This window comes from Egibacteraceae bacterium (assembly GCA_040905805.1).
In the GTDB taxonomy this organism is placed as follows: domain Bacteria; phylum Actinomycetota; class Nitriliruptoria; order Euzebyales; family Egibacteraceae; genus DATLGH01.
On record JBBDQS010000005.1, the window covers coordinates 39,789 to 62,486 of the forward strand.

Sequence of the window (22,698 nt, forward strand, 5' to 3'; positions counted from 1 at the left end):
CCGCCACACCCGGCACAGCAGAGAATCGCCCTCGCAGGCTCGGGCGATTCCCATCTCCACCAAGGAGGCCCTGGTCTCAAACGACGAGTCCGCGGACGGCATCCAAGGGCGCAAGCGCGACCACCTGCGTTTGGCGCTCGGGGAGGACGTGGGCTTCGCCACCCGCACCAGCGGATTGGACGGCCTGCACATCGCAGCCCGAGCCCTTCCCGAGCGCGACCTGGCCGTGGTGGACCTCGGTCGGGACCTGTGGGGCCGGCGCCTTGCCGCCCCGTTGCTGGTGTCGTGCATGACCGGCGGTGTCGGGGAGGCGGGACCGGTCAACCGGGCGCTCGCCCACGCCGCCCAGGTGCACCGCGTCGCCTTCGGGTTGGGGTCGGGACGGGCGTTGCTCGACGATGCCCGCCATACGCCCAGCTTCGCCGTGCGCGACGTCGCCCCCGACGTCCTCGTCCTGGCCAACCTCGGTGCGGTCCAGCTCCACCAGTATGGCCCGCCGGACTGCGCCCGCCTCGTCGATGCCTGCGCCGCAGACGCCTTGGTGCTGCACCTCAACGCGGTGCAGGAGGCCGTGCAGCGCGGTGGGGACACGACCTTCGCGGGGCTTCTGACGCGCATCGAGCGCGTCTGCGCCGCGCTGGACGTGCCGGTCGTGGTGAAGGAGGTCGGCTTCGGCATGGCACCGCAGGACGTGCTCGGGCTCGTGGAGGCCGGCGTGGACGGGATCGACGTCGCGGGGGCGGGGGGCACCAACTGGGCGCGGGTGGAAGGACTGCGCGACGACCACGCCGGCCGGGTCGCGGCCGCCTTCGTCGACTGGGGGTGGGCGACCGCCCGGTGCGTGCAGGAGGCGCGGGCAGCGATCGACGCCTCCGGGCGTCAGGTCGTCCTGGTCGGGTCGGGGGGTCTGCGCCACGGCGTCGACGCGTTGAAGGTCTTGTGCCTCGGCGCCGACCTCGCGGGCGTGGGGCGCGGTCTGCTGGCCGCGGGCGCCGCAGGGCCGGACGCCGCGGTCGAGGCCGTCGGCGTGCTCGTGGAGCAGCTGCGCGTGGCGGCGTGGGCCGCGGGCGTCGCCGACGTCACCGACCTGGGCCCGTCCCTGCTCCAACGCTAGAGCGAGGGGACACCATCTGCGGGCGGAGGGGGCGGGAACCCGCCGCCCGCATGGTGCCTCGTGGTAAGCCTTTCGGATCCCGTCCGCGCTCGCGTGGTGAGAGTCTGCCCACCCGCACGCGGTTCACCCACAAAAAAACTCATGTACCCGCTGACGGGAGACCGTACACCCACCGAACACCCACCGAACCCACCGAGTTGACAGGCTCCTGACGCCTGACACACTACACCGTGGACGGTCGTGCTGGCGACCCCGATGTGGAAGTTGTGGAAGTTCTCCGCCGAACACGGAAGGCACCACGGATGCACACTCGGCGTGACGGACTCGTACCCTGGCCGCGCCGGGAGTGACGTGTAGGCACTCGCCAGGCGCAACCTCTCGGCCGCACCGGCCCGAGAGGTTTTTTGTTTGATCTAGCGTGACGTGAAGAGAGGGCGCACCACGATGGAGATCTCCGGAGCTCAAGCGGTCATCAAGTCCCTGGAAGCCGCTGGTGTGGAGGTCGTGTTCGGCCACCCGGGGGGCGCGATCCTGCCGGCCTACGACCCGCTCCTCGACTCACCGATCCGCCACGTCCTGGCGCGCCACGAGCAGGGTGCCGGCCACATGGCCGAGGGCTACGCCCAGGCGACGGGGCGTGTGGGCGTGGCGATGGCCACCTCCGGGCCCGGCGGGACGAACCTCGTCACGGCCCTCGCGGACGCCTACATGGACTCGGTGCCGCTGGTGGCCATCACCGGGCAGGTGCCCACCGGGGCGGTGGGCGGCGACGCCTTCCAGGAGGCCGACATCACCGGCATCACGATGCCGGTGACCAAGCACAACGAGATGGTGCGCGACGCCGAGCGCATCCCCGCCGCGATCGCCGAGGCCTTCCACATCGCCTCGACGGGGCGTCCCGGACCGGTCCTCATCGACGTGCCCAAGGACGTGCTGAACGCCCGCTGCGGTTTCGCCTACCCCGAACAGGTGAGCCTGCCGGGCTACAAGCCCACGGTCAGGGGCCACCAGAAGATGGTCAAGGAAGCCGCGCGGGAGGTGCTGGCCGCACGCCGGCCGGTCATCTACGCCGGCGGCGGGGTCATCAAGTCCGGGGGTCACGACGAGCTGCTCCGCCTCGCCGAGCTGGCCGACCTGCCGGTTGTGACGACCCTGATGGCCCGCGGCGGCTTTCCCGACAGCCACCCCCAGCACCTCGGCATGCCCGGGATGCACGGGCACTGGACCGCGGTGACCGCCTTGCAGCGCGCCGACCTGATCATCGCGCTCGGATCCCGCTTCGACGACCGAGTCACCGGCGACCTGTCCGCCTTCGCCCGCGGCGCCCGGGTCGTGCACGTGGACATCGATCCGGCGGAGATCGGCAAGAACCGTGAGCCCGAGGTGCCGATCGTGGGCGACTGCCGGATCGTGGCCGGCCAGATCGCCGACACCCTGCAGGAGCTGTTCGACGCGGGGGCCGAGCGTCCCGACCTCGCCGGCTGGTGGACGACCCTGCGGGACTGGCAGCAGGGCCACCCGCTGCGTTGCGACCAGCAGCCCGACGGTCCCCTGAAGCCCCAGACCGCGATCTCGGCCCTGGGACACAAGCTCGCCGGCCAGGGCATCGTCGTCACCGGCGTCGGCCAGCACCAGATGTGGGCGGCCCAGCTCATCGACTACGAGCGTCCCCGGTCCTGGATCAACTCCGGCGGCCTCGGCACCATGGGCTTCTGCGTGCCCGCGGCCATCGGGGCGAAGGTCGGCCGGCCCGACACGCCCGTGGTCGCCATCGACGGCGACGGCAGCTTCCAGATGACGCTCCAGGAGCTGGCGACGGCCAAGACCGAGAACGTGCCCGTGGTCTTCTGCGTGATCAACAACGGCTCGCTCGGCATGGTGCGGCAATGGCAGGAGCTGTTCTACGCGGAGCGCTACTCGCAGGTGGACCTCGGCTACGTGCCCGACCTGGTGAAGCTCGCCGAGGCGTTCGGGATACCCGGGTTCCGCTGCGACAAGGCCGCCGACGTCGAGGCCACCATCGACAAGGCGATGGCCGTCGGCGACACCCCCGTCCTCGTGGACTTCCGGGTCGACGTGACCGAGAAGGTGTTCCCGATGGTGCCTGCGGGCGGCAGCAACGACGAGATCGTGGAGTCTGCCGAGGAGTGGTACGAGAAGGTCGCCGCCGGGGCCAAGGACGGCGCCGGCGAGCCAGGGGGTGCCGCCAGCGTGCCCGAGCACCTTCGTGAGGGGAACGTCGTGTGAGGGTATGTCGCCCGCTTGGACCGCCGCACTCCTGATCTGGGAAAACCTCCGTTCCTCCGGCTTCTTGACAGAAAGGTAGAGCTATGGCGCGGCACACGTTGAGTGTGTTGGTGGAGAACAAGCCGGGGGTGTTGGCCCGGATCGCCGGGTTGTTCAGCCGGCGGGGCTTCAACATCGAGTCCCTGGCGGTCGGGCCGACCGAGGTGCACGACATCTCGCGCATGACGATCGTCGTGGATGCGGCCGATCCGCTGCTGGAGCAGGTGACCAAGCAGCTGAACAAGCTCATCCACGTCCTGAAGATCGTCGAGCTCAGCCGCGAGGCCGCTGTCGAACGCGAGGTGCAGCTGGTGAAGGTGGCGGCGGGGGGCGGCACCCGCAGCCAGATCATCGAGATCGCCGACGTCTTCCGGGCCAAGGTCGTCGACGTCGACGTCGACTCGATCACGATCGAGAGCACCGGTTCACCGGAGAAGCTCGCGGCGATGGTGCGCCTGCTCGGCCCCTACGGCATCCGCGAGCTCGTCGGATCCGGGCTGATCGCGGTCGGCCGCGGAGCGAAGAGCATGACCGAGGGACGGGCCCTGCGTCTGGAACGGACCGCGTAGGGTTTGGTGCGCGGCGCGTCCGGCGCCCACGGAGAGAGGCGAGACGAGATGGCACACATGTACTACGACGACGACGCGTCCCTGGAGGTGCTCAGCGGCAAGACGGTCGCGGTCATCGGCTATGGGTCCCAGGGCCACGCCCACGCCCGCAACCTGGCGGAGTCAGGCGTCGAGGTCTGCGTGGGGCTGTACGCCGGCTCCCGCAGCGCCGCCGACGCGGAGGCGGCCGGGCTGGAGGTCCTGCCGACCGCGGAGGCCGCCAAGCGCGGGGACGTCGTGATGATGCTGCTGCCCGACACGGTGCAGGCCAAGGTCTACGTCGAGGACGTCGAGCCGGGTCTGGAGCCGGGCAACGCCCTCTTCTTCGCGCACGGGTTCAACATCCACTACGGCCAGATCGACCCGCCCGAGGGCGTCGACGTGTGCCTCGTGGCCCCCAAGGGCCCGGGCCACCTCGTCCGCCGGACCTACACCGAGGGCACCGGGGTCCCGGCGCTGTTCGCGGTCGAGGCCGACGGGTCGGGCAAGGCGCGGGCGGTCGCGATGGCCTACGCCAAGGGCATCGGTGCGACCCGCGCCGGGCTGATCGAGACGACCTTCGCGGAGGAGACCGAGACGGACCTGTTCGGCGAGCAGGCCGTCCTGTGCGGCGGGGCATCGAGCCTGGTGCAGAAGGGCTTCGAGACGCTCGTCGAGGCCGGCTACCAGCCGGAGGTGGCCTACTTCGAGTGCCTGCACGAGCTGAAGCTGATCGTCGACCTGCTCTACGAGGGCGGGCTCGCCCGCATGCGGTACTCCATCAGTGACACCGCCGAGTACGGCGACTACACCTCCGGTCCATACATCGTCGACGACGGTGTGAAGGACCGGATGCGCGAGGTGCTCGCGCGGGTGCAGGACGGCACCTGGGCGCGCGACTGGATCCTCGAGAACGCTGCCGGCCAGCCGTCCTTCCGCGCGCAACGGCGCCGACAAGCCCAGCACCCGATCGAGGTGGTCGGCCGGGAGCTCCGCTCCATGATGAGCTGGCTGCCGAAGGAGGAATAACCTGATGGCCCCCCATGTCCGTGACCTGCTCCGCGAGCCGGGGCCCGCCTTCTCGTTCGAGTTCTTCCCCCCGAAGACCGACGAGGGCGAGGCTGCGCTCTGGACCGCGATCAGCGAGCTCGAGTCGTTGCAGCCCACCTACGTGTCGGTGACATGCCGCGCCAGCGGCTCCACCCACGAGCGCACCATCCGCACCGTGGAGCGCATCGCGCGGGAGACCTCGATCACCCCCGTGGCCCACCTGACGTGCTCGGGGGTGTCCAGGGAGCAGCTGCGCACCACGATCCGGCGCCTGCAGGCCGCGGGCATCCACAACGTGCTCGCGCTGCGCGGTGACCCGACCGGCGGGCTCGAGGAAACCTGGACCGCCCACGACGACGACGGCCTGCACCACGCCGTCGAGCTCGTCGAGCTGCTCCGCGAGCACGGCGACTTCTCGATCGGGGTCGCGGCTTTCCCCGAGACGCACCCGGAGTCGCCCGACCGGGCCACCGACGTGCGCTACTTCGTCGAGAAGGCCGCGGCCGGCGCGGACTACGGCGTGACCCAGTTCTTCTTCGACCCCCAGGACTACTTCACCATGGTGGCCCAGGTCCGCGACGCCGGCTGCGACATCCCGATCATCCCGGGTGTGATGCCGGTCACCAACGTGAACTCGATCGAGAAGATGGCGGCGCTGTCCGGCGCGGTGTTCCCCGCCGAGCTGGCCGACCGGTTGCGCAGCGTGGGCGACGACCCCGACAAGGTGCGCGCGCTCGGCGTCCAGGTCGCCAGCGACCTGTGCCGCGACCTGCTGGAAGGCGGCGCACCGGGCGTGCACTTCTACACGCTGAACCGCTCCACGGCCACCCGGGAGATCTACGCCGAGCTCGGCCTGCAGGGGGGGTGAGCGGGACCGCGGTTCGCCGCGGGACCGCCCACCTGCCTACAGTACGAACCCCTGCTCACCTCACCCGAAGGCTGAAACCAGTATGAAGGTCCTCGTCGCTGATGCCCTGTCCGACGCCGGCGTTGCCGCCCTTGCCGAGCACGTCGAGGTCGATGTCCGCACCGGCCTCGACAAGGCCGAGCTCATCGCGGCCATCTCCGAGTACGACGGGGTCGTCGTGCGTTCGGCCACCACCATCGACGCCGACGTCATCGCGGCCGGCACCCGCCTGCAGGTGATCGCACGCGCCGGCATCGGACTGGACAACGTGGACGTGCCCGCTGCGACGGCACGTGGGGTCATCGTCTGCAACGCCCCCCAGTCGAACGTCATCAGCGCCGCCGAGCACACCGTCGCGCTGCTGCTGTCCCTGGTCCGCCGCATCCCCGAGGCGCACGAGGGCCTGCGACGCGGCGAGTGGAACCGCAGCTCCCTGGAGGGCATGGAGCTGCACGGCAAGGTGCTCGGGCTGCTGGGGCTCGGCCGGGTCGGCACGCTGGTGGCCCAGCGCTGCCACGCCTTCGGGATGAAGCTGATCGCCTACGACCCCTACGTGTCGCGGGAGCGTGCCGCCCGTATGGGCGTGGAGCTCGTGGAGACCGTCGCCGGGGTGTGCGCCCAAGCCGACATCCTGAGCGTGCACCTGCCGAAGTCGGCGGACACCATCGGCATCATCGGCGAGAGCGAGCTGCGCGCCATGAAGCCGAGTGCCCGGGTGATCAACACCGCCCGGGGCGGCATCGTCGACGAGGACGCGCTGTACACCGCGCTGACCGAGGGCTGGATCGCCGGCGCCGCCCTCGACGTGTTCTCCACCGAGCCGATGACCGACTCGAAGCTGTTCACCCTGGACAACGTGGTCGTCACACCCCACCTCGGGGCGTCCACGACGGAGGCGCAGGACAAGGCCGGCACGATGGTCGCCGAGTCGGTCGTCCTGGCGCTCCAGGGCGAGTTCGTGCCCAGTGCGGTCAACGTGCAGGTCGGCGCGGGCATCCCCGAGGGCGCACGCCCCTTCATGCCGCTGGTCGAGAAGCTGGGGCGGCTCTGCACCGCGCTGCGGGCCGGGACCACCACCGAGGTCACGATCGAGTACGTGGGCCGGATCGCCGGCGAGGACACGCAGGCTGTCACGCTGTCGGCCTTGAAGGGGCTGCTCACCGATGTGATCCACGAGCCGGTGACCTTCGTGAACGCCCCGCTGCTGGCCGAGGACCGCGGGCTCAAGGTCTCGACGGTGGCGTCGGCGTCCACCGAGGACTTCGTCTCGCTGGTCAGGCTGCGGGTGGGCAGCGTCGAGGTCGCCGGCACCCTGGTGGGTCCGAGCAACCGCGAGCGTCTCGTGTCTGTCTGGGGCTTCGGCGTCGACATGGAGCCCGCGGACCACATGGTCTTCTTCCGCTACGTCGACCGGCCGGGCGTGGTCGGGCTGATCGGGGGGGAGCTCGGCGAGGCCGGGGTGAACATCGCCAGCATGCAGGTCGGCCGTCAGGCGGCCGGCGGCGAGGCGCTCATCGCCATGGCGGTGGACTCGGCGGTGCCAGGCGACGTCGTCGAGCACATCCGCGACGCCATCGGGGCGACCGATGCGCGCGCGATCAGCCTCGTGGCGTGACGGTGGCCAACCCGCGGATCGCCGTCGCGCCGCACGGTGCGGACGGGTGGGTCGGTGCCGCGCTGCGCGCCGGCGGGGCTGAGCTGGTCGCGCCGGATGCCGCCGAGGGGCTGGTCTGGACCACGCCCGACCATGCCGAGGACCTGCGTGCGGTGCTCGACACCGCACCGGGCGTCCGGTGGGTGCAGCTGCCCTGGGCCGGCGTCGAGCCCTTCGCTGAAGCCGGCGTGCTCGATCAGGCACGACTGTGGACCAGCGGGAAGGGCGTGTACGCGCGCCCGGTCGCCGAGCACGCGCTCGCGCTGTCGCTGGCCGGTCTGCGGGACCTCAAGCGGTACGCCACGGCGGGCGCCTGGGGCGAGCAGGCCGGCATCAGCTTGATGGGTGGTCGGGTCACCATCTTCGGTGGGGGTGGGATCGCCGCCGAGCTCATCGGTCTCCTGCGGCCCTTCGACCCGCACGTCACGGTGGTGCGCCGCCACCCGCAGGCCCCGATGGACGGCGTGGACCGGGTGCTCGGGTTCCCCGAGCGCTACGAGGCGCTGCGTGGCGCTGACGTGGTCGTGCTCGCGCTCGCGCTGACCCCCGAGACCGCGGGGGTGGTGGGTGCGGTCGAGTTCGAGCTCATGGAGCCGCACGCGTGGCTGGTCAACGTCGCCCGGGGCGAGCACGTGGTCACCGACGACCTGGTCGAGGCGCTGCGCGGCGACGTCATCGGGGGCGCCGGTCTGGACGTCACGGATCCCGAGCCGCTGCCGGAGGGCCACGCCCTCTGGTCGCTGCCGAACTGCCTGATCACACCGCACACGGCGAACACCGAGGACATGGCCATCCCGCTGTTGACCGCGCGGCTCACCGAGAACGTCCGGCGGTTCGCCACCGGGGAGGACCTCATTGGCCTCGTGGACGCGACGGTGGGCTACTAGCCCGGCGATGCGTGGCGCGCGTGCCGGCGGCGACCGCGCGTGACCCGCGCCGCCGGGTACATCATCCGCTACTGGCCGGCGGTCATCGCCGCCTGGCTGGCCGCCGTGGCGCTCGCGCTGCTGGTCCCCCCGTCGTTCGAGGAGGTCGCCGCCTTCGACGAGGCGATCTTCCTGCCCGCGGACTCCCCGGCCCTGCAGGCCGATGCCCTGGCCGCCAGTGGGTGGCCGGACGACCACCTGGGGCGCTCGGCCACCCTCGCGTTCGTCCGCCCGTCCCGGCCGCTCGACGAGGAGGACGCCCGCTACGCCCGTGCGGTGATCGCCTGGCTCGAAGGGCCCGAGGCGCCCGCTGCCTTCGGGACGGTGAGCACCCACCTCGACGCGCCCGGCGCCGGTGATGGCGAGCTGTCCCCGGCCCAGGCGATCCCCGCCGGGGCGCTGGCCTCCGACGACGGCCACGTGTGGCTGGTGACCATCGCCCTGGAGTCGCATGCGTACGCACCCGAGACCCGTGAGGGCGTGCGGGCGCTGCGCGCGCACCTGGCGGCGGCTGCGGGACCCGAGGGGCTGGACACCTACCTGACGGGCACCGCCGGGGTGGCCGTGGACGAGGACGCGGCGATCCGCGCCAGCGTCGCCCGCACCCAGGTCCTGTCCATCGTGCTGGTCGTGGCCCTGCTGCTGTGGGTCTTTCGGGCCCCGCTCGCCCCCCTGGTCCCCCTGATCACGGTCGGCGCGGCCTACCTGGTCTCCCTTGGCGTCGTCTCTGCGCTGGCCGGCGCCGGCATGGACGTCAGCTACCTGTTCGAGACGTTCAGCATCGTCATCGTCTTCGGGGCGGGCACCGACTACTGCCTGCTGATCATGGCGCGCTACGGCGAGGAGCTGCGCCTCGGGCAGCGCGTGGGCCTTGCCGACACCGCCGGGATGCGCCGCGCGACCCTCGCCGCCACGATGGCGGTGCTCGCCGGGGTGGTGGCCTCCTCCGCGGCCAGCACCATGGTGGGCTTCAGCGCGCAGTCCCTGGCCGAGTTCGGCCTGTTCCGCACCCTCGGGCCGGCCCTTGCCGTCACCGTGTTCATCGCGCTGCTGGCGGGGGTGACCCTGACGCCCGCGCTCGTCCGCCTCTTCGGCGGGGCCCTGTTCTGGCCGTCGGCGACCGGACCGGGCCCGACCGGTGCGCGGCCACCGCTGATCGCCGGCGAGCCCCTGGACCGCGAGCGAGCGGGCCGATGACGCTCTGGGACCGGGTCGCCCGGCTCGTCACCACCCATCCCAAGCGGGTGCTGCTGGCGACCGTGGTCCCGATGCTGCTGCCCTTGCTGGCGCTGCCCAGCCTGCGCATCAGCCACGACACCCTCGCGGTCCTGCCGGAGTCGGCGGAGTCCGTCCAGGGGTACCGGGCCCTGGCCGACCACCTGCCCGTGGGGGAGACCAACCCGATCGTGGTGGTCATCGACGGTGACGTGTCGGTCTTCGAGGACGAGGCGTTCCAGGCGCTGGGCGACCTCTCCCGCAACCTGCGGCGGCTGCCGACCGTGGCGTCCGTGCGGTCGGCGGCCATGCCCACCGACGGGCAGCGGCCCCAGGACGTGGGTGACGGGGTCGCCGCCGAGACGCAGGCGCTCGCCGACGGGCTGCGCGAGGCGGCGGCGGGTGCCGGCGAGCTCACCGGCGGCCTCGAGCGGGTGTCGGGCGGCCTGGCCGCGATCGACCAGCGGCTGCCGGAGTCCGGCACGGTCGACGGGCAGGTGGGGCTCGACCGCGCCGCGGCAGGCGCGGGCGACCTCGCCGCGGGCTTGGAGGAGGGCCGGCGGGGCATCGGCGAGCTGCGGGCCGGCGTCGCCGCGCTGCGGACCGGGACGGCTGCCCTGGGAGCGGGCCTGCAGCAGGCTCGCGGCTCGACGGCCCAGCTGCGCGCCGAGGTGGCCGTCCCGGCCGACGCCGCGGTGCGGCGGGCGGCCGAGGCGCTCGACGGGTTCACCCTCGGCCTGCTCGACCCGCGCTTCCCCGATGCGGCGGCGGCCGTGGGTGAGGCGTTCGGGCGCATCACCGGCCGGTTCCCGCCGGGCCATCCCCAGGCGGGCGAGCGCGTCCAGGGCGGCTACGACGGTCTGGTGGCGGCGCTCGAGGAGCTGGGCAGCGGGCTCGACGAGGCGGCCGGCGGGACCGGTGCGCTGGACGTGGGGCTGGCCGAGCTCGACGCGGGCCTGGTGGCGCTCGACGCGGGGTTGGCGGAGGCGGTGGCCGGCGCCAACGCCCTGCGCGCGGCGTTGGCGGGCGACGCGGGCGACGCCGAGGGCGGCCTGGCCGACCTGACCAGCGGCCTGGCTGACCTGAGGGCCGGCATCGACGAGCTGCGCGCCGGGGTGGGCGGCCGGCTGCTCCCCGGCGCCCGCGAGCTGCAGGCGGCGCTGGACACCGCCGCCGTGGACGTGGCGGAGTCCGACCTGGCCGAGCTGCAGATCGGCGTGGGGCCGTTCGTCCTGACCCCGGCGATGCTCGACGCGCAGCCCGGGCTGCGGGAGGCCCTCAGCTTCTTCGTGGCCGCGGGGGAGACCCGCACGCGCATCCTCGTCGGCCTGGACACCGATCCGTTCAGCGACGAGGCCCTGTCCGCGGTCAGCGAGATCCGGGCTGTCGCGCGCACCAGCCTGCTGAGCTCGCCGCTGGCTGACGCGACGGTCGTGACCGCCGGTGCGACGGCCTTCTTGGACGAGGTCGACCAGGCCGTCACCCGCGACTTCCCGATCATCGTCGCGGCCGTGACCGGCGGGGTCCTGCTCGTCCTCATCGTGCTGCTGCGGTCGCTCGTGGCGCCGGTGTACATGATGGTCACCGTCCTGCTGTCCTACGGTGCGGCGCTCGGCGTGACCACGGTGATCATGCAGGGCCTGCTGGGGGTGGCGGGCCTGCAGTGGTACGTCCCCTCCCTGCTGTTCGTCCTGCTGGTCGCCCTCGGCGTGGACTACAACATCTTCCTGATGGGCCGGGTCCGGGAGGAGGCCCGCACCCGCCCCACCCGCGAGGCCGTCGCGGAGGGCATCCGTCACACGGGGCGCATCATCACCTCGGCGGGGGTCATCCTCGCCGGCACCTTCAGCGTCCTGCTCGTCGCGCCGCTGCGGTCGCTCACCCAGCTGGGGCTTGCGGCCGCGGTCGGCATCCTGCTCGACACGTTCGTGGTCCGGGCCCTGGTGGTGCCCTCCCTGGCGGTGCTGCTGGGCCGGTGGAACTGGTGGCCCTCCGCGCGGTCCGCGGTCGAGTGAGCGATGCCACCACCGATCGCGACGGTGCGGCTCGTGGGGCCCCGACGGCGACGCCGCGCCAGCTGCGATGGACGACGTCGCGGTAGCCGGCGCGCTCGAGCAGGCTTGCCGCCGGCGTCGCGCCCTCACCGCCGGGGCGGCGTGGGCGCTGCTGACCCCCTCACGTCCGCCCCCGCTGTAGGGCTCCCCGCGCCACATCCACCAGATCACTGTCCCTAGTCGAAGACCCGTTCGGACAGGGTCACGCTACCGGTGGACCGCCGCGCCCCTGTCACCCGGGCGACGAGGCTGCGCGGCGCCGACGAGGCTCGGAGAAATACTTCCCGCTATACTCCAGGTATGACCAGGCAGATAGCGCTGAAGTTCCCCGAAGAGCTGGCAGCAGCGCTTGACGACCTCGTGACCCGCGGCTTGTACCGCAACCGGTCGCAGGCGGTGCGTGTCGCCGTCGAGGCGCTCGTGCGCCGCTCAGAGTCCGAGCGCATCGACGCCGCATTCGTCGACGGCTTCGCCCGCCACCCTGACCGACCCGAGGAGATCGCTGACGCGACGCGACTCGGGATCGAAGCCATCGAGGACGAGCCGTGGGAGCGATGGTGGTAGCCCGCGGTGACCTCTGGTGGGGGGAGTCACCCGACGAGAAGGGCCGGCCCTTCCTGGTCGTCAGTCGTGACGCGGCCAACGAGGTCATGCAGCGCGTGCTCGTCGCACCGGTGACCACACGCGTCCGTGGCGTGCCGAGCGAGCTGCCGGTGGGCCCCGACGAGGGGCTGCCGGTCGCTTCGGTCGCAAGCTTCGACAACGTCCGCCCGTTCCCCAAGGCCATGCTGGTCCGCCGAGTCGGTGCCCTGGCCCCGCCGCGGCGCCACCTCATCTGCTCGGTCGCCGCCGCGACGCTCGACTGCTGATCGTCCGCCAAGCGCTACAAGGGGCAGCGGGTCGAGACCCGTGGTCACGGATTGTTCTCCCGTCGGCCCCCCGACCTGTACGTCGGTGGGCGCGGATGAAGCTCGTGGCCGGCGTGGCGCGGCCATCCCCCGGTCAACAGCTCAGGGCGCCAGGATGGACTTGACCGCTCGCCCCGCTGACGTGGATCATAGGAGCCTCGCCCCACCCGCGTTCCTGCGCATCCGGGCACCCCCGGCCAGGACGATCACCGGGAAGGCGCAGTCGGGCATCCCCCGCTCCCCAGCAGGGCCACCGCGGGGTTCCCCGTCGTCACCTCGGTGTCGACTGCCATTGGAGGCCGGTTGAGAACTGCAGCGCAGACTCGGAGGCCGCCGCCGGTGGTGGGGCGACCGGTGCCATGAGCGGCCTTCCCGACGCGGTGTTCCGGCGGATCGTCGAGACGACGAACACCGGCGTGTGGGTGATGGATCCCGCGGGCGCGATCACCTTCGCCAACGCGAGGGCCTTGCAGATGCTGGGCTATTCCGCTGACGAGTTGCGGTCGCTGTCGCTGCTCGACCTGCTCGACGAGCAGGGCCGGGCGCAGGCGGCGGTGAACCTGGAGCGTCTTCGTGAGGGGCGGTCGGCGCGGCTGCTGGAGTACGCACTGGCGGCAAAGGACGGTTCGCGGGTGTGGGTGCTGCTCGACGCCTCCCCCCTGCACGACGACGCCGGCGGCTACGTCGGAGCGGTGGGCATGCTGACCGAGATCACCGATCGCAAGGCCGTGGAGGCCGCGCTCGCCGACCGTGAGGAGCAGCTGGCCGAGGCCCAGCGCGTCGCTCACGTGGGCAGCTGGGAGTGGGACGTCGTCGCCGACGGGCTCGCCTGGTCCGACCAGCTGTACCGCATCTTCGGCCTGGAGCCCCGCGAACTCGAGGCCACCTACGACGGCTTCCTCGTCCACGTCCACCCCGACGATCGAGACCACGTCAACGAACGGGTGGCATCCACACTCGAGACGGGAATCCCCTTCTACTGCGAGTACCGCGTCCTGCGCCGCTCGGGGGAGGTGATCTGGGTGCAGGCCCGCGCAGAGCTGGTCGCGGACGACCAGGGGACGCCCCTGCTGATGCGCGGCACCGTGCTCGACATCACCGAGGCGAAGGTCGCTGAGGGGCAGCTCCAGAGCATCACAGCTCGCTACCGCCTGCTCCGGTCGATCGCCTCGGCCGCGAACGAGGCCAGCAGTTTCGCCGGTGCGCTGCAGACGGCCATGGAGGAGATCTGCGTGCACACCGACTGGCCCGTCGGCCACGTCTATCTGCCCTCCGACGACGACCCGGGCGTGCTGGTGCCGTCACAGGTGTGGCACTTCGACGATCCCGACCGGTTCCGCGTCCTGCGTGCGCAGACGATGGCCACGTCGTGTCGGGTGGGCGAGGGCCTCGTCGGCGGCCAGCTCGAGCCGGGTGCCAGTCCGGCGTCCAGCAGCGACGTGTCGATCGAAGCCTCGCACGTCGGCAAGGCGGCCACCGCGCAGGTCGGCATCCGGGGTCACCTCGCGTTCGCGGTGCGCCTGCTGGACGAGCCGGTCGCCGTGCTGGAGTTCTTCTCCACCGAGGAGCTCCACCTCGACGACGACGACTTGGAGATGCTCGGCCAGGTCGGCAAGCAGCTGGGACGGGTCGCGGAGCGGGAGGCCGACGCCGAGCTCGCCGCGGCGCGGGATGCGGCCGTCAAGGCGTCGCAGCTGAAGTCGGAGTTCCTGGCCACCATGAGCCATGAGATCCGCACGCCCTTGAACGGGGTGATCGGGCTCACCGGGCTGCTGCTCACCACCGACCTCGACGATCGCTAGCGCGAGTACGCCGAGGGGGTCGAGGGAGCCGGGGAGGCCCTGCTGGGCACCATCAACGACATCCTGGACTTCTCCAAGATCGAAGCCGGCAAGCTCGAGCTGGAGTACGTCGACTTCGATCCGTTCCAGGTGGTGGAGGAGTCGGCCGGCCTGGTGGCCGACTCCGCCCGACGCAAGGGCCTCGAGCTGGTCGCCTACTGCCATCCCGACGTCCCGAGCGGGCTGCACGGTGATCCCTTGCGGTTGCGTCAGGTGCTGCTCAACCTGACCTCGAACGCCATCAAGTTCACCGGGGCGGGCGAGGTGGTCGTGCGTGCCCGGTTGGCCGGGCACGCCGATGCGGACGACGACGAGGTGCTCGTAAGCTTCGAGGTCTCCGACACCGGGATCGGGATCGCCGAAGCCGACCAGCGGCGGCTGTTCGAGCCGTTCTCGCAGGCCGACGCATCAACCACCCGCCGCTACGGGGGCACCGGGCTCGGCCTGGCCATCTCGACCCAGCTGGTGGCGGCGATGGGTGGCACGTTGGACGTCACCAGCCAGCCCGGTCGCGGCGCCACGTTCTGGTTCGAGTTGCCGTTCCGGCGTGCGGTGGACGGCCCGGTCGTCGCCCCCCGCTCCTTCCAGCACCTGCTGGCGGGGCTGCGGGTGCTCGTCGTCGACGACAACGCCACCAACCGGCTGATCCTGCACGAGCAGCTTGGCGCCTGGGACATGCAGCCCGAGGTGGTCGAAGACGGACCGTCGGCGCTGGAGCAGCTCCGGGAGGCCACACGCCAGGAGCGCCCCTACGACGTGGCCGTCCTGGACATGTACATGGCGGACATGGACGGGCTCGAGCTCGCACGGCGGATCTCCGCCGATCCCGAGCTCGGTGGTGTCAAGCTGATGCTGCTGACCTCGACCCTGGACTTCGACCCGAGCGATGTCACACGGGCGGGCATCGCCGCCCAACTGATGAAGCCGGTCCGGCTCTCCCAGCTCTACGACTCGCTCGTGCGCCTCATCGCGCCCACCACCGTGCGCGAGCAGCACCCGGTGCAGCCCGCCTCGGTCACGCCGACGCGCGGTCACGTCCTCGTGGTGGAGGACAACCTCGTCAACCAGATGGTCGCGACGGGCATCCTGGCGCAGCTCGGCTACCGCGCCGACGTGGCGGGCAACGGGCTGGAGGCGCTGGAGGCGCTGGACCGGACGCGCTACGCCGCGGTGCTGATGGACTGCCAGATGCCGGAGATGGACGGCTACACCGCCACCGCGGAGATCCGCCGGCGCCCCGGCCCGACCCGTGACACGCCGATCATCGCCATGACGGCCGGTGCCATCGAGGGCGACCGGGAACGATGCCTGGCGGCGGGGATGGACGACTACATCGCGAAGCCGGTGGACCCCCGAGACGTCGATGCGGTCCTGACCCGTTGGATAGGTGGGGCCGAGGGAGTCGCTGAAGCGGTCGACGTCGAGCGTCTCGCGACGCTGCGCCGCCTGGGGCCTGCAGACGGGTCGTTGCTGACCCAGATGGTCGATGCCTTCGCCGACCAGGCTGTCGAAACCATGGCCGCCATCCGCGACGCCGAATCCGGCGGTGACCTCGAGGCCCTCCAGCAGAGCGCGCATCGCCTCCGAGGCGCGGCGGCCAACCTGGGCGCCGCCGCCCTCGCGGACCGCTGCCTCGAGCTCGAGCAAATCGGCGAGCTCACCGGAGCCGCGGAGCTGATCAGCAGCATCGACATCGAGCTCGACCGCGCCTCGCGCGCCCTGCGCGCCGCCACCGAGCAGCCGGTAACGTGAGGATCCTCGTGGCCGACGACGAGCCCACCGCCCGCCTGCTGGTCCAGGCGACAGTGGAGCAGCTCGGGCACAGCTGCGTCATGGCCGAGGACGGCGAGCAGGCATGGCGGATGATCGCCACCTCGGACGTCGAGGTGGTCGTCAGCGACTGGCTCATGCCCGGCCTGGACGGGCTGGAGCTGTGCCGCCGGATCCGAGCCCGCGAAGGGGGGACCTACACCTACCTCGTCCTGGTCACCTCCAGGAGCGCTCACGACCACATCCGGGCGGGCATGGACGCAGGCGCTGACGACTACCTGACCAAGCCGCTGGACCCCTTCGAACTCGAGACGCGGCTCATCGCCGCCGAGCGGGTGACCTCGCTGCACGCCGAGCTCCAGCGCTCCCAGAACGAGCTGAACCGGCTGGCCTGCACCGACCCGCTCACCCAGCTGCGCAACCGCCTCACACTCAACGACGACCTCGCTGCCCTCCACGCGCAAAGCCGACGCTACGAGCGCAGCTACAGCCTGATCATCGGCGATGTCGACACATTCAAGGGGTACAACGACACCTACGGCCACCAGGCGGGAGACGAGGTCCTGCGCGCGGTGGCCGGCGCCTTGACCGGTGCGGTGCGGGCCGGCGACACCGTCTACCGGTTCGGCGGCGAGGAGTTCCTCATCATGCTGCCCGAACAACGACTATCCGACGCCGGCGGCGTCGCGGAACGTCTCCGTGCGGCCGTTGAGGACCTCCGGTGGACGTAACCGCGTCGTGCCCATCGGGTCCAAACCGATACCCGGCAAGGGTACGGCCACCACAGTGCACCGCAGTCAGCGGGCCAAGTGAGTCCGGCCTCGGTCGGCGTCGGAGGGCATGACGCGCCTCGGTGCGGAGCAGCAGCGCCCCTGACGCTGGCGGCAAAGCGCCTGACCGGTCGGGTCAGGGTGGCCGCCGACGCCATCCGGCGGCGCTTTGCCCGGCACGAGCCGTGGGCAGGCCTGATCGTCTGACTGTCCGTCACGCGTGGTGAGGGTCCGGCTGACCGGCGCTGAATGTCGGCATCACCAGGCCGTGGGCGTCACGCCGGGCACCGCCGGCACCATCCCCACCGGTCGGGGGCACGCCCGCGCTGGATTGCCAGCAGGCCGTCGCGCAGGCGGGTCGTGTGGGGTCCGACCGCGCCGTCGCCGACCACGATGCGCTCCCCGTGCAACACCAGCGTTCCCACGCCGGCGAGGACCGCAGCGGTCCCGGTGAGCGCAGCCTCCCCCGACCGGGCCCACGCGCGCAGCTCGTCGACGTGCACGTCGCGCTCCTCGACCGCGTACCCGAGGTGGTCGGCGATCCGCAGCACCGAGTCCCGCGTGATGCCGTGCAGGAACGATCCGTCGAGCGCCTTGGTCACCACCCGGCCCTCGGCGAACAGGACGAAGTTCGAAGCCCCGGTCTCCTGGACGTCGCCGCCGGGGGCGAACAGGACCTGATCGGCCCCATGCTCCGTGCGGGCCCGCTGGATCACGCCCAGCGCCATGGCGTAGTTGGCACCCGCCTTGACCGCGCCGAACTGGGGCGTGGAACGGGGCACGTCCGTCTCGACGGACACGGTCAGGGTGCGCCCCCCCGCGAAGTAGTCGCCGACGGGGCTGGCCAGGACGAACAGCAGCGCCTCCGCGGAGGGCAGCGCCGCCCCGCCGATGGACGCATCGACGCCGAGCAGGGTGGGCCGCAGGTACAGCGCGCCGGGCGCAGCCGGCACCTCGGCGAGGTTGGCCTCCACCGTTGCGCCGACCATGGCCGTGACCAGGTCGCCGGGGGGGACCGGCAGGCAGAGCGCGGCCGCGCTCGCCCGCAGACGTGCGACGTGGTCGGCGAGCCGGAAGATGCGGACCACGCTGTCCTCCCCGCGGTGGGCCTTCAGCGCCTCGAAGCAGGCGCTGCCGTAGTGCAGCGCGTGCGTGGCGGGGTCGAGCGCGAGTGGTTCGACGGGATGGGCCTCCCACGGCTGGTAGGCGCCCTGACGGGTGCGGCTCGACACCATCGTCTGCGCCAGGACGCTCCCGAACGCCCGAGCCGGCGGCGGTGGCGGACTCGACGATCTGGCCCGGTTCACCGACGGACTCCGTTCCTCACGGGTTGGCCCGGACGTGCACTTGCTCCGGACCCGGCAGGCTACCCTTCGCGCCGGTAGACGCCTATCGGCGCTCAGCCAGCAATGGCGACGTGGCGGCTGGGCCGGTGGGACGCGTGGGCGACGCGAGCCGAGGGGTGGTGCCCCGTATCCGCAGAGCGTTTCGATGTCGTGGTGGTTGGTGCCAGCCTGGCGGGGTGCACGGCGGCCAGGCTGTATGCCCGGCGGGGCCTGCGCGTCGCACTGGTCGAGCAGCATCGCGACCCCGCGTACTACAAGCGCCTCTGCACGCACTTGATCCAAGGCTCGGCGCGGCCGACGATCGAGCGACTGGGGCTGGCTGAGCCGCTCGAAGCGGCCGGCGCTGTCCACAACGGCATTCGGATGTGGACCCGCTGGGGCTGGATCGTCCCACCACCGAGCAACCTCTGGGGCTACAACGTCCGCCGGCAGACCCTCGATCCCATGCTGCGGGCGCTGACGTTGGGGACGCGGGGCGTCGAGGCGTACCTGGGGTACACGGTGCGCGGGATCGTCGACGACCGCGGGCGCGTCGACGCGGTCGTGGCGCGGCGCGAGGACGGCCGGGAGTGCACGCTCCTCGCCACGCTGGTCGTCGGCGCGGATGGCGCGGCGTCGTCGCTCGCGGACCTGGCGAACATCGCGACCCGGCAGGTGGCGAACCGCCGAGCAGGTCACCCCCCTGACCGGCACGCGCGACTTCCCGCTGCGGGCCCGGTCCGTGGCCCCGCGGCCGGGGCTCGCCCTGGTGGGGGACGCGGCCCGGACCTCGGACCCGTTGTGGGGCGTGGGCTGCGGTTGGGCGTTGCAGACCGCCGAGTGGCTGGTGGATGCGACCGCCGGGCCGCTGCTCGACGACGGCGCGGGGCTGGCCCACGGCATTCGCGCCTACCGCCGCAGGTGCCGCCACATCGCCCAGCACGACTTCTTCATCGCCGACTACGCCAAGGCCCGCTCCCTCAACCCGGTCGAGCGGTCGATCTTCGCCGCATCCACGCGTGGCGACGGCGTGGCGCGCGCCTTCGAGCGGTTCGGCACCCGCACGGCCTCCGCGCTCACGATCATGGATCCCTTCGTGCTCGCCCGCACGACCAGGGTCAACCGCGCGTACGCCGACGCCGCCGGCACCGCGCCGGCGTGGCACCCAGCCGAGGGCGTGCGGCGCCGGGACATCGCGGTCGAGGCCGGGCGCTGCCCGATGCTCGAGGCCGGTCTCGGTGGTCTCTGGGGGCTGCGGTGGGCGGCGGACAATCCGGCTTCCCACGCCAGCGTGACCATGGTGAACACGGGCATGACGCTCGGCCACAGGTGGCATCGGCTCGCGCGCATCTGGCAGACCCCCCGAGCTGGGGAGGCCGTCATGGCGGCCACGTCCCGTTCGGCGCTGCACCGCGCCAGCAGGCAGGGGCGCCGCGCGGCCTGCCGCGCTCCTACACCGACCATCTCCACGGCACCATGGACACGGGCACGAGGCAGGTGATCCTGGCCCTCTACCGGTCGCTGCGCGACCTGGGACGCCGCCGGCGCTCCCCTCGCGGACGCGCTGCGCAGCCGCCCGCGACCGGCCCTGGTGGTCTGGGGACGACACGACCCCTATCTGCCGCTCACGCAGACCTACCGCCAGCGTGACGTCTACCCGGACGCACGCATCGACGTGCTCGACCACAGCGGCCACTGGCCGTTCGTGGACGACCCCCATGCCTTCGTCGAGGCCGTGGTCGCGTTCCTGCGGTCCGTGGTCACCCCGCCGCGGGGCGGTCGCGGGCACCGGGGTCCGGGCTAGGGACCGGCGCCCCCGTCTTGCTGGATCTCCCGGGCGTCGGGGCGCACCTGCCGGCCGGTGCCGCCCGCCGAGGGCAGGCCGGCACGGTGCTGGCGACCGGGGAGCGGCAGCCGGAACTGGCACAGGTCGCAGTTCATCCGCGCCTCGCCGTCGAGCGCCTCGCGGTAGCGGTCGACGACCGCGTCGGCGACCGCCGCGTCGGGACCGAAACGGCCGGCGTCGACGATCTCCAGGTCCGTCGCGGCGGCGACCTCGTCGGCCCACCGGTCCACGCGCTGCTCGAGCACACCGGCCAGCAGGGACCAGCTGAACCGCACGACCCGGCGGGCGCCCGCCGCGGCCAGCCGGCGCAGGGCCACGTCCGCGGTCGGCCAGGTCACCCCTGCGTAGGCGATCTCGGCCCACCGGTGGCCGGTGGTCTCCGCCAGGAACCGGGCCGCCTTGGCGAGGTCGCCGTTGGCGTCGGGGTCGCTGGAACCCGCCGCGGTGACCAGCAGCGCCTCGCGCTCGCCGGGCGGGTCCCCCCACGGTCGCGCCCGCGTCACCCGTTCGCGGGCCAGAGCGAACAGGCCGGGGTGCAGGCCGAGCACGCGCCCGTGGCGCAGGCCGACGCCGGGGTAGGCGTCGTGGATGGCCGCCAGCCCCGCGGGCACGTCGGTCTTGGCGTGCCCCGCCCCGAAGACGAGGAAGGGCAGCGTCACGATCTCCGCCGCCCCCGCGTCGACCAGGTGGGCTGCGGCGGTGACCGGGTCGGGGGCGGCGAGGTCGTCTTCCAACCACGCGTTGGCCACCGGCGCGTCGATTCGCTCCCGCACGAGCCCGAGCAGGGCAGCCATCTCCTCGGGTCCCCGCGGGTTGCGGGTCCCGTGGGCGATCGCGAGCAGGGCAGCGGCAGGCATGAGGCCATCCTGCCGCAACGGCCCCGCTCGGGCGGGGCCGCCATCGATTAGGCTCAGCAGTGGTCTTCCAGCACCGCCATCCGCACGGTGCCGGGGGGCGCGCCGGAGGCCGCGGCCGATCGGCGCACGCGACCCGCCGCCGCGGCGACCCCGCGCCGGCGACGACAAGGGAGCATCGCATGACTGCCGCCTCGAAGCCCCCCGACCCCGCGCTGCTGCTGCCGCCCGACCCGCCGGTCCAGCTGCTCGACGACCACGGCACGCTCACCGAGGTGGACGGCTACCCCCTCGGCCTGAAGGACGAGGACTTCCGGGCGCTCTACCGCTACATGGTGCTGTCGAGGCGCATCGACAAGCAGGCCATCAACCTGCAGCGGCAGGGTCAGCTCGCCGTGTACGCGTCCCTGCGCGGGCAGGAGGCGGCGCAGGTCGGCAGCGCCTACGCCCTGGCCGGGCACGACTGGGTCTTCCCGTCCTACCGCGAGCTCGGTGCCGCGCTCGTCCGGGGCGTGGAGCCCGCGGACATCCTCCACCTGTTCCGGGGGACCTGGCTCTCCAGCCACGATCCGTACGACCACCGCTTCGGCCTGCTGTCCATCCCGATCGGCACCCAGGTGCTGCACGCGGTCGGGTTCGCCATGGGCGCGCACTTCGACGGCGCGGACCTGGTGGTGATGGCCTACTTCGGGGACGGCGCCACCAGCGAGGGCGATCCGCACGAGGCCATGAACTTCGCCGCCGTCTTCGAGGCGCCCTGCATCTTCTTCGTGCAGAACAACCAGTACGCCATCAGCGTGCCGCTGAGCCTGCAGACCCGGGCCCCGACCATCGCCCACAAGGGTGTGGGATACGGCATCCCGGGGTACCGGTGCGACGGCAACGACGTCCTGGCCTCCTACGCCGTGACCCGCAAGGCGATCGACCGGGCCCGGGCAGGTGACGGCCCCGCGCTGATCGAGGCGGTCACCTACCGCATGGAGGCGCACACCACCGCGGACGACCCGACGCGCTACCGCACACCCGAGGAGCTCGAGGAGTGGCAGCGCCGCGACCCCATCGCCCGCTTCGAGACCTTCCTCGAGGCGCGCGGCCTGCTCGACGACGACTTCCGGGAGGAGCTCGACCGCGAGGCCGCACACTACGCTCGCCGGATGCGCGAGGAGATCTACGATGCGCCCCACGGTGACCCGCTGGAGCTGTTCGACCACGTCTACGTCGACCCGCCCCCGAGCTACGTCGAGCAGCGGGCCGAGCTGACCCGCGAGCTGGGCGCCGACACCGAGAGCGAGGACTAGACACCGTGGCGGTCACCCTGGCACAGGCACTCAACACGGCCCTGCACGACGCGATGGACGCCGACGACAAGGTCGTGGTCTTCGGGGAGGACGTCGGCACGCTCGGCGGGGTCTTCCGCATCACCGACAAGCTGGCCGAGCGCTTCGGAGACCGGCGCTGCTTCGACACCCCCCTGGCGGAGTCGGGGATCGTCGGCTCGGCGATCGGCATGGCGCTGTACGGCTACCGGCCGGTCGTCGAGATGCAGTTCGACGGGTTCACCTACCCCGCGTTCGAGCAGATCGTCAGCCAC

19 protein-coding genes and 1 pseudogene are annotated in these 22,698 nt (G+C 72.3%); 18 read left to right on the forward strand and 2 right to left on the reverse strand.

What is annotated here, in order from left to right; genetic code table 11:
• From fni to WD250_01335, 14 genes are all read left to right on the forward strand, one after another.
• On the forward strand, positions 1 to 1,114 hold a 1,114-nt coding region (gene fni, locus WD250_01270; GenBank protein ID MEX2618824.1), incomplete at its 5' end, for a type 2 isopentenyl-diphosphate Delta-isomerase.
• Positions 1,115 to 1,558: 444 nt separating this feature from the next.
• On the forward strand, positions 1,559 to 3,361 hold the full coding sequence (locus WD250_01275; protein ID MEX2618825.1) for an acetolactate synthase large subunit: 1,803 nt from the start codon (positions 1,559 to 1,561) through the stop codon (positions 3,359 to 3,361).
• A 98-nt stretch (positions 3,362 to 3,459) separates the two neighbouring features.
• Positions 3,460 to 3,969 carry an acetolactate synthase small subunit gene (gene ilvN / locus WD250_01280; protein ID MEX2618826.1) on the forward strand — a complete coding sequence of 170 codons (510 nt, stop codon included), beginning with the start codon at positions 3,460 to 3,462 and terminating at the stop codon, positions 3,967 to 3,969.
• Between the two features lie 57 nt (positions 3,970 to 4,026).
• Positions 4,027 to 5,016 carry a ketol-acid reductoisomerase gene (gene ilvC / locus WD250_01285; protein MEX2618827.1) on the forward strand — a complete coding sequence of 330 codons (990 nt, stop codon included), beginning with the start codon at positions 4,027 to 4,029 and terminating at the stop codon, positions 5,014 to 5,016.
• A gap of 4 nt (positions 5,017 to 5,020) precedes the next feature.
• Complete coding sequence (metF, locus tag WD250_01290; GenBank protein ID MEX2618828.1) at positions 5,021 to 5,905, forward strand: methylenetetrahydrofolate reductase [NAD(P)H]; 885 nt, start codon at positions 5,021 to 5,023, stop codon at positions 5,903 to 5,905.
• Between the two features lie 82 nt (positions 5,906 to 5,987).
• Complete coding sequence (gene serA / locus WD250_01295) at positions 5,988 to 7,559, forward strand: phosphoglycerate dehydrogenase (protein ID MEX2618829.1); 1,572 nt, start codon at positions 5,988 to 5,990, stop codon at positions 7,557 to 7,559.
• Positions 7,556 to 8,485, forward strand: coding sequence for a D-isomer specific 2-hydroxyacid dehydrogenase family protein (locus tag WD250_01300; GenBank protein MEX2618830.1), 930 nt, complete (start codon positions 7,556 to 7,558; stop codon positions 8,483 to 8,485). The genes serA and WD250_01300 overlap by 4 nt, the downstream gene beginning before the upstream one ends.
• 39 nt (positions 8,486 to 8,524) lie before the next feature.
• Positions 8,525 to 9,721, forward strand: coding sequence for an MMPL family transporter (locus WD250_01305; protein MEX2618831.1), 1,197 nt, complete (start codon positions 8,525 to 8,527; stop codon positions 9,719 to 9,721).
• Positions 9,718 to 11,754, forward strand: coding sequence for an MMPL family transporter (locus WD250_01310; protein MEX2618832.1), 2,037 nt, complete (start codon positions 9,718 to 9,720; stop codon positions 11,752 to 11,754). Before WD250_01305 ends, WD250_01310 begins: the two co-directional genes overlap by 4 nt.
• Before the next feature lie 339 nt (positions 11,755 to 12,093).
• Complete coding sequence (locus WD250_01315; protein ID MEX2618833.1) at positions 12,094 to 12,357, forward strand: ribbon-helix-helix domain-containing protein; 264 nt, start codon at positions 12,094 to 12,096, stop codon at positions 12,355 to 12,357.
• On the forward strand, positions 12,348 to 12,662 hold the full coding sequence (locus WD250_01320; protein MEX2618834.1) for a type II toxin-antitoxin system PemK/MazF family toxin: 315 nt from the start codon (positions 12,348 to 12,350) through the stop codon (positions 12,660 to 12,662). Before WD250_01315 ends, WD250_01320 begins: the two co-directional genes overlap by 10 nt.
• A gap of 398 nt (positions 12,663 to 13,060) precedes the next feature.
• Positions 13,061 to 14,503, forward strand: coding sequence for a PAS domain S-box protein (locus tag WD250_01325; GenBank protein ID MEX2618835.1), 1,443 nt, complete (start codon positions 13,061 to 13,063; stop codon positions 14,501 to 14,503).
• A 129-nt stretch (positions 14,504 to 14,632) separates the two neighbouring features.
• Positions 14,633 to 16,294: a response regulator gene (locus WD250_01330; protein MEX2618836.1), complete on the forward strand. Its 1,662-nt coding sequence runs from the start codon at positions 14,633 to 14,635 to the stop codon at positions 16,292 to 16,294.
• Positions 16,291 to 17,043: a diguanylate cyclase gene (locus WD250_01335; protein MEX2618837.1), complete on the forward strand. Its 753-nt coding sequence runs from the start codon at positions 16,291 to 16,293 to the stop codon at positions 17,041 to 17,043. Before WD250_01330 ends, WD250_01335 begins: the two co-directional genes overlap by 4 nt.
• Positions 17,044 to 17,357: 314 nt before the next feature.
• On the opposite strand, the gene ilvE is transcribed toward WD250_01335, so the two are convergent.
• Positions 17,358 to 18,389 carry a branched-chain-amino-acid transaminase gene (gene ilvE, locus WD250_01340; GenBank protein MEX2618838.1) on the reverse strand — a complete coding sequence of 344 codons (1,032 nt, stop codon included), beginning with the start codon at positions 18,387 to 18,389 and terminating at the stop codon, positions 17,358 to 17,360.
• Between the two features lie 760 nt (positions 18,390 to 19,149).
• Between ilvE and WD250_01345 the strand changes: the two genes are divergently transcribed.
• Positions 19,150 to 19,908, forward strand: coding sequence for a hypothetical protein (locus WD250_01345; GenBank protein ID MEX2618839.1), 759 nt, complete (start codon positions 19,150 to 19,152; stop codon positions 19,906 to 19,908).
• 30 nt (positions 19,909 to 19,938) lie between these two features.
• Positions 19,939 to 20,211, forward strand: a pseudogene (locus WD250_01350) (alpha/beta fold hydrolase).
• Here the strand turns inward: WD250_01350 and WD250_01355 are convergent.
• Positions 20,208 to 21,110 (reverse strand): sirohydrochlorin chelatase, encoded by a 903-nt coding sequence (locus tag WD250_01355; GenBank protein ID MEX2618840.1) that lies wholly within the window; start codon positions 21,108 to 21,110, stop codon positions 20,208 to 20,210. The pseudogene WD250_01350 and the gene WD250_01355 overlap by 4 nt on opposite strands.
• 179 nt (positions 21,111 to 21,289) lie before the next feature.
• On the opposite strand from WD250_01355, the gene pdhA reads away from it, so the two are divergent.
• Positions 21,290 to 22,405: a pyruvate dehydrogenase (acetyl-transferring) E1 component subunit alpha gene (gene pdhA, locus WD250_01360; protein ID MEX2618841.1), complete on the forward strand. Its 1,116-nt coding sequence runs from the start codon at positions 21,290 to 21,292 to the stop codon at positions 22,403 to 22,405.
• 5 nt (positions 22,406 to 22,410) lie between these two features.
• Positions 22,411 to 22,698, forward strand: a 288-nt coding sequence (locus tag WD250_01365) for an alpha-ketoacid dehydrogenase subunit beta (GenBank protein ID MEX2618842.1), incomplete at its 3' end; no start/stop codon positions are given.

Bases quoted from the DNA above. Each gene is read 5' to 3' on its own strand.
- WD250_01275 (MEX2618825.1), top strand. From the start codon at position 1,559: ATGGAGATCTCCGGAGCTCAAGCGGTCATCAAGTCCCTGGAAGCCGCT.
- ilvC (MEX2618827.1), top strand. From the start codon at position 4,027: ATGTACTACGACGACGACGCGTCCCTGGAGGTGCTCAGCGGCAAGACG.
- serA (MEX2618829.1), top strand. From the start codon at position 5,988: ATGAAGGTCCTCGTCGCTGATGCCCTGTCCGACGCCGGCGTTGCCGCC.
- metF (MEX2618828.1), top strand. From the start codon at position 5,021: ATGGCCCCCCATGTCCGTGACCTGCTCCGCGAGCCGGGGCCCGCCTTC.
- WD250_01355 (MEX2618840.1), bottom strand. From the start codon at position 21,110: ATGCCTGCCGCTGCCCTGCTCGCGATCGCCCACGGGACCCGCAACCCG.
- WD250_01325 (MEX2618835.1), top strand. From the start codon at position 13,061: ATGAGCGGCCTTCCCGACGCGGTGTTCCGGCGGATCGTCGAGACGACG.
- pdhA (MEX2618841.1), top strand. From the start codon at position 21,290: ATGACTGCCGCCTCGAAGCCCCCCGACCCCGCGCTGCTGCTGCCGCCC.
- WD250_01320 (MEX2618834.1), top strand. From the start codon at position 12,348: ATGGTGGTAGCCCGCGGTGACCTCTGGTGGGGGGAGTCACCCGACGAG.
- WD250_01310 (MEX2618832.1), top strand. From the start codon at position 9,718: ATGACGCTCTGGGACCGGGTCGCCCGGCTCGTCACCACCCATCCCAAG.
- WD250_01315 (MEX2618833.1), top strand. From the start codon at position 12,094: ATGACCAGGCAGATAGCGCTGAAGTTCCCCGAAGAGCTGGCAGCAGCG.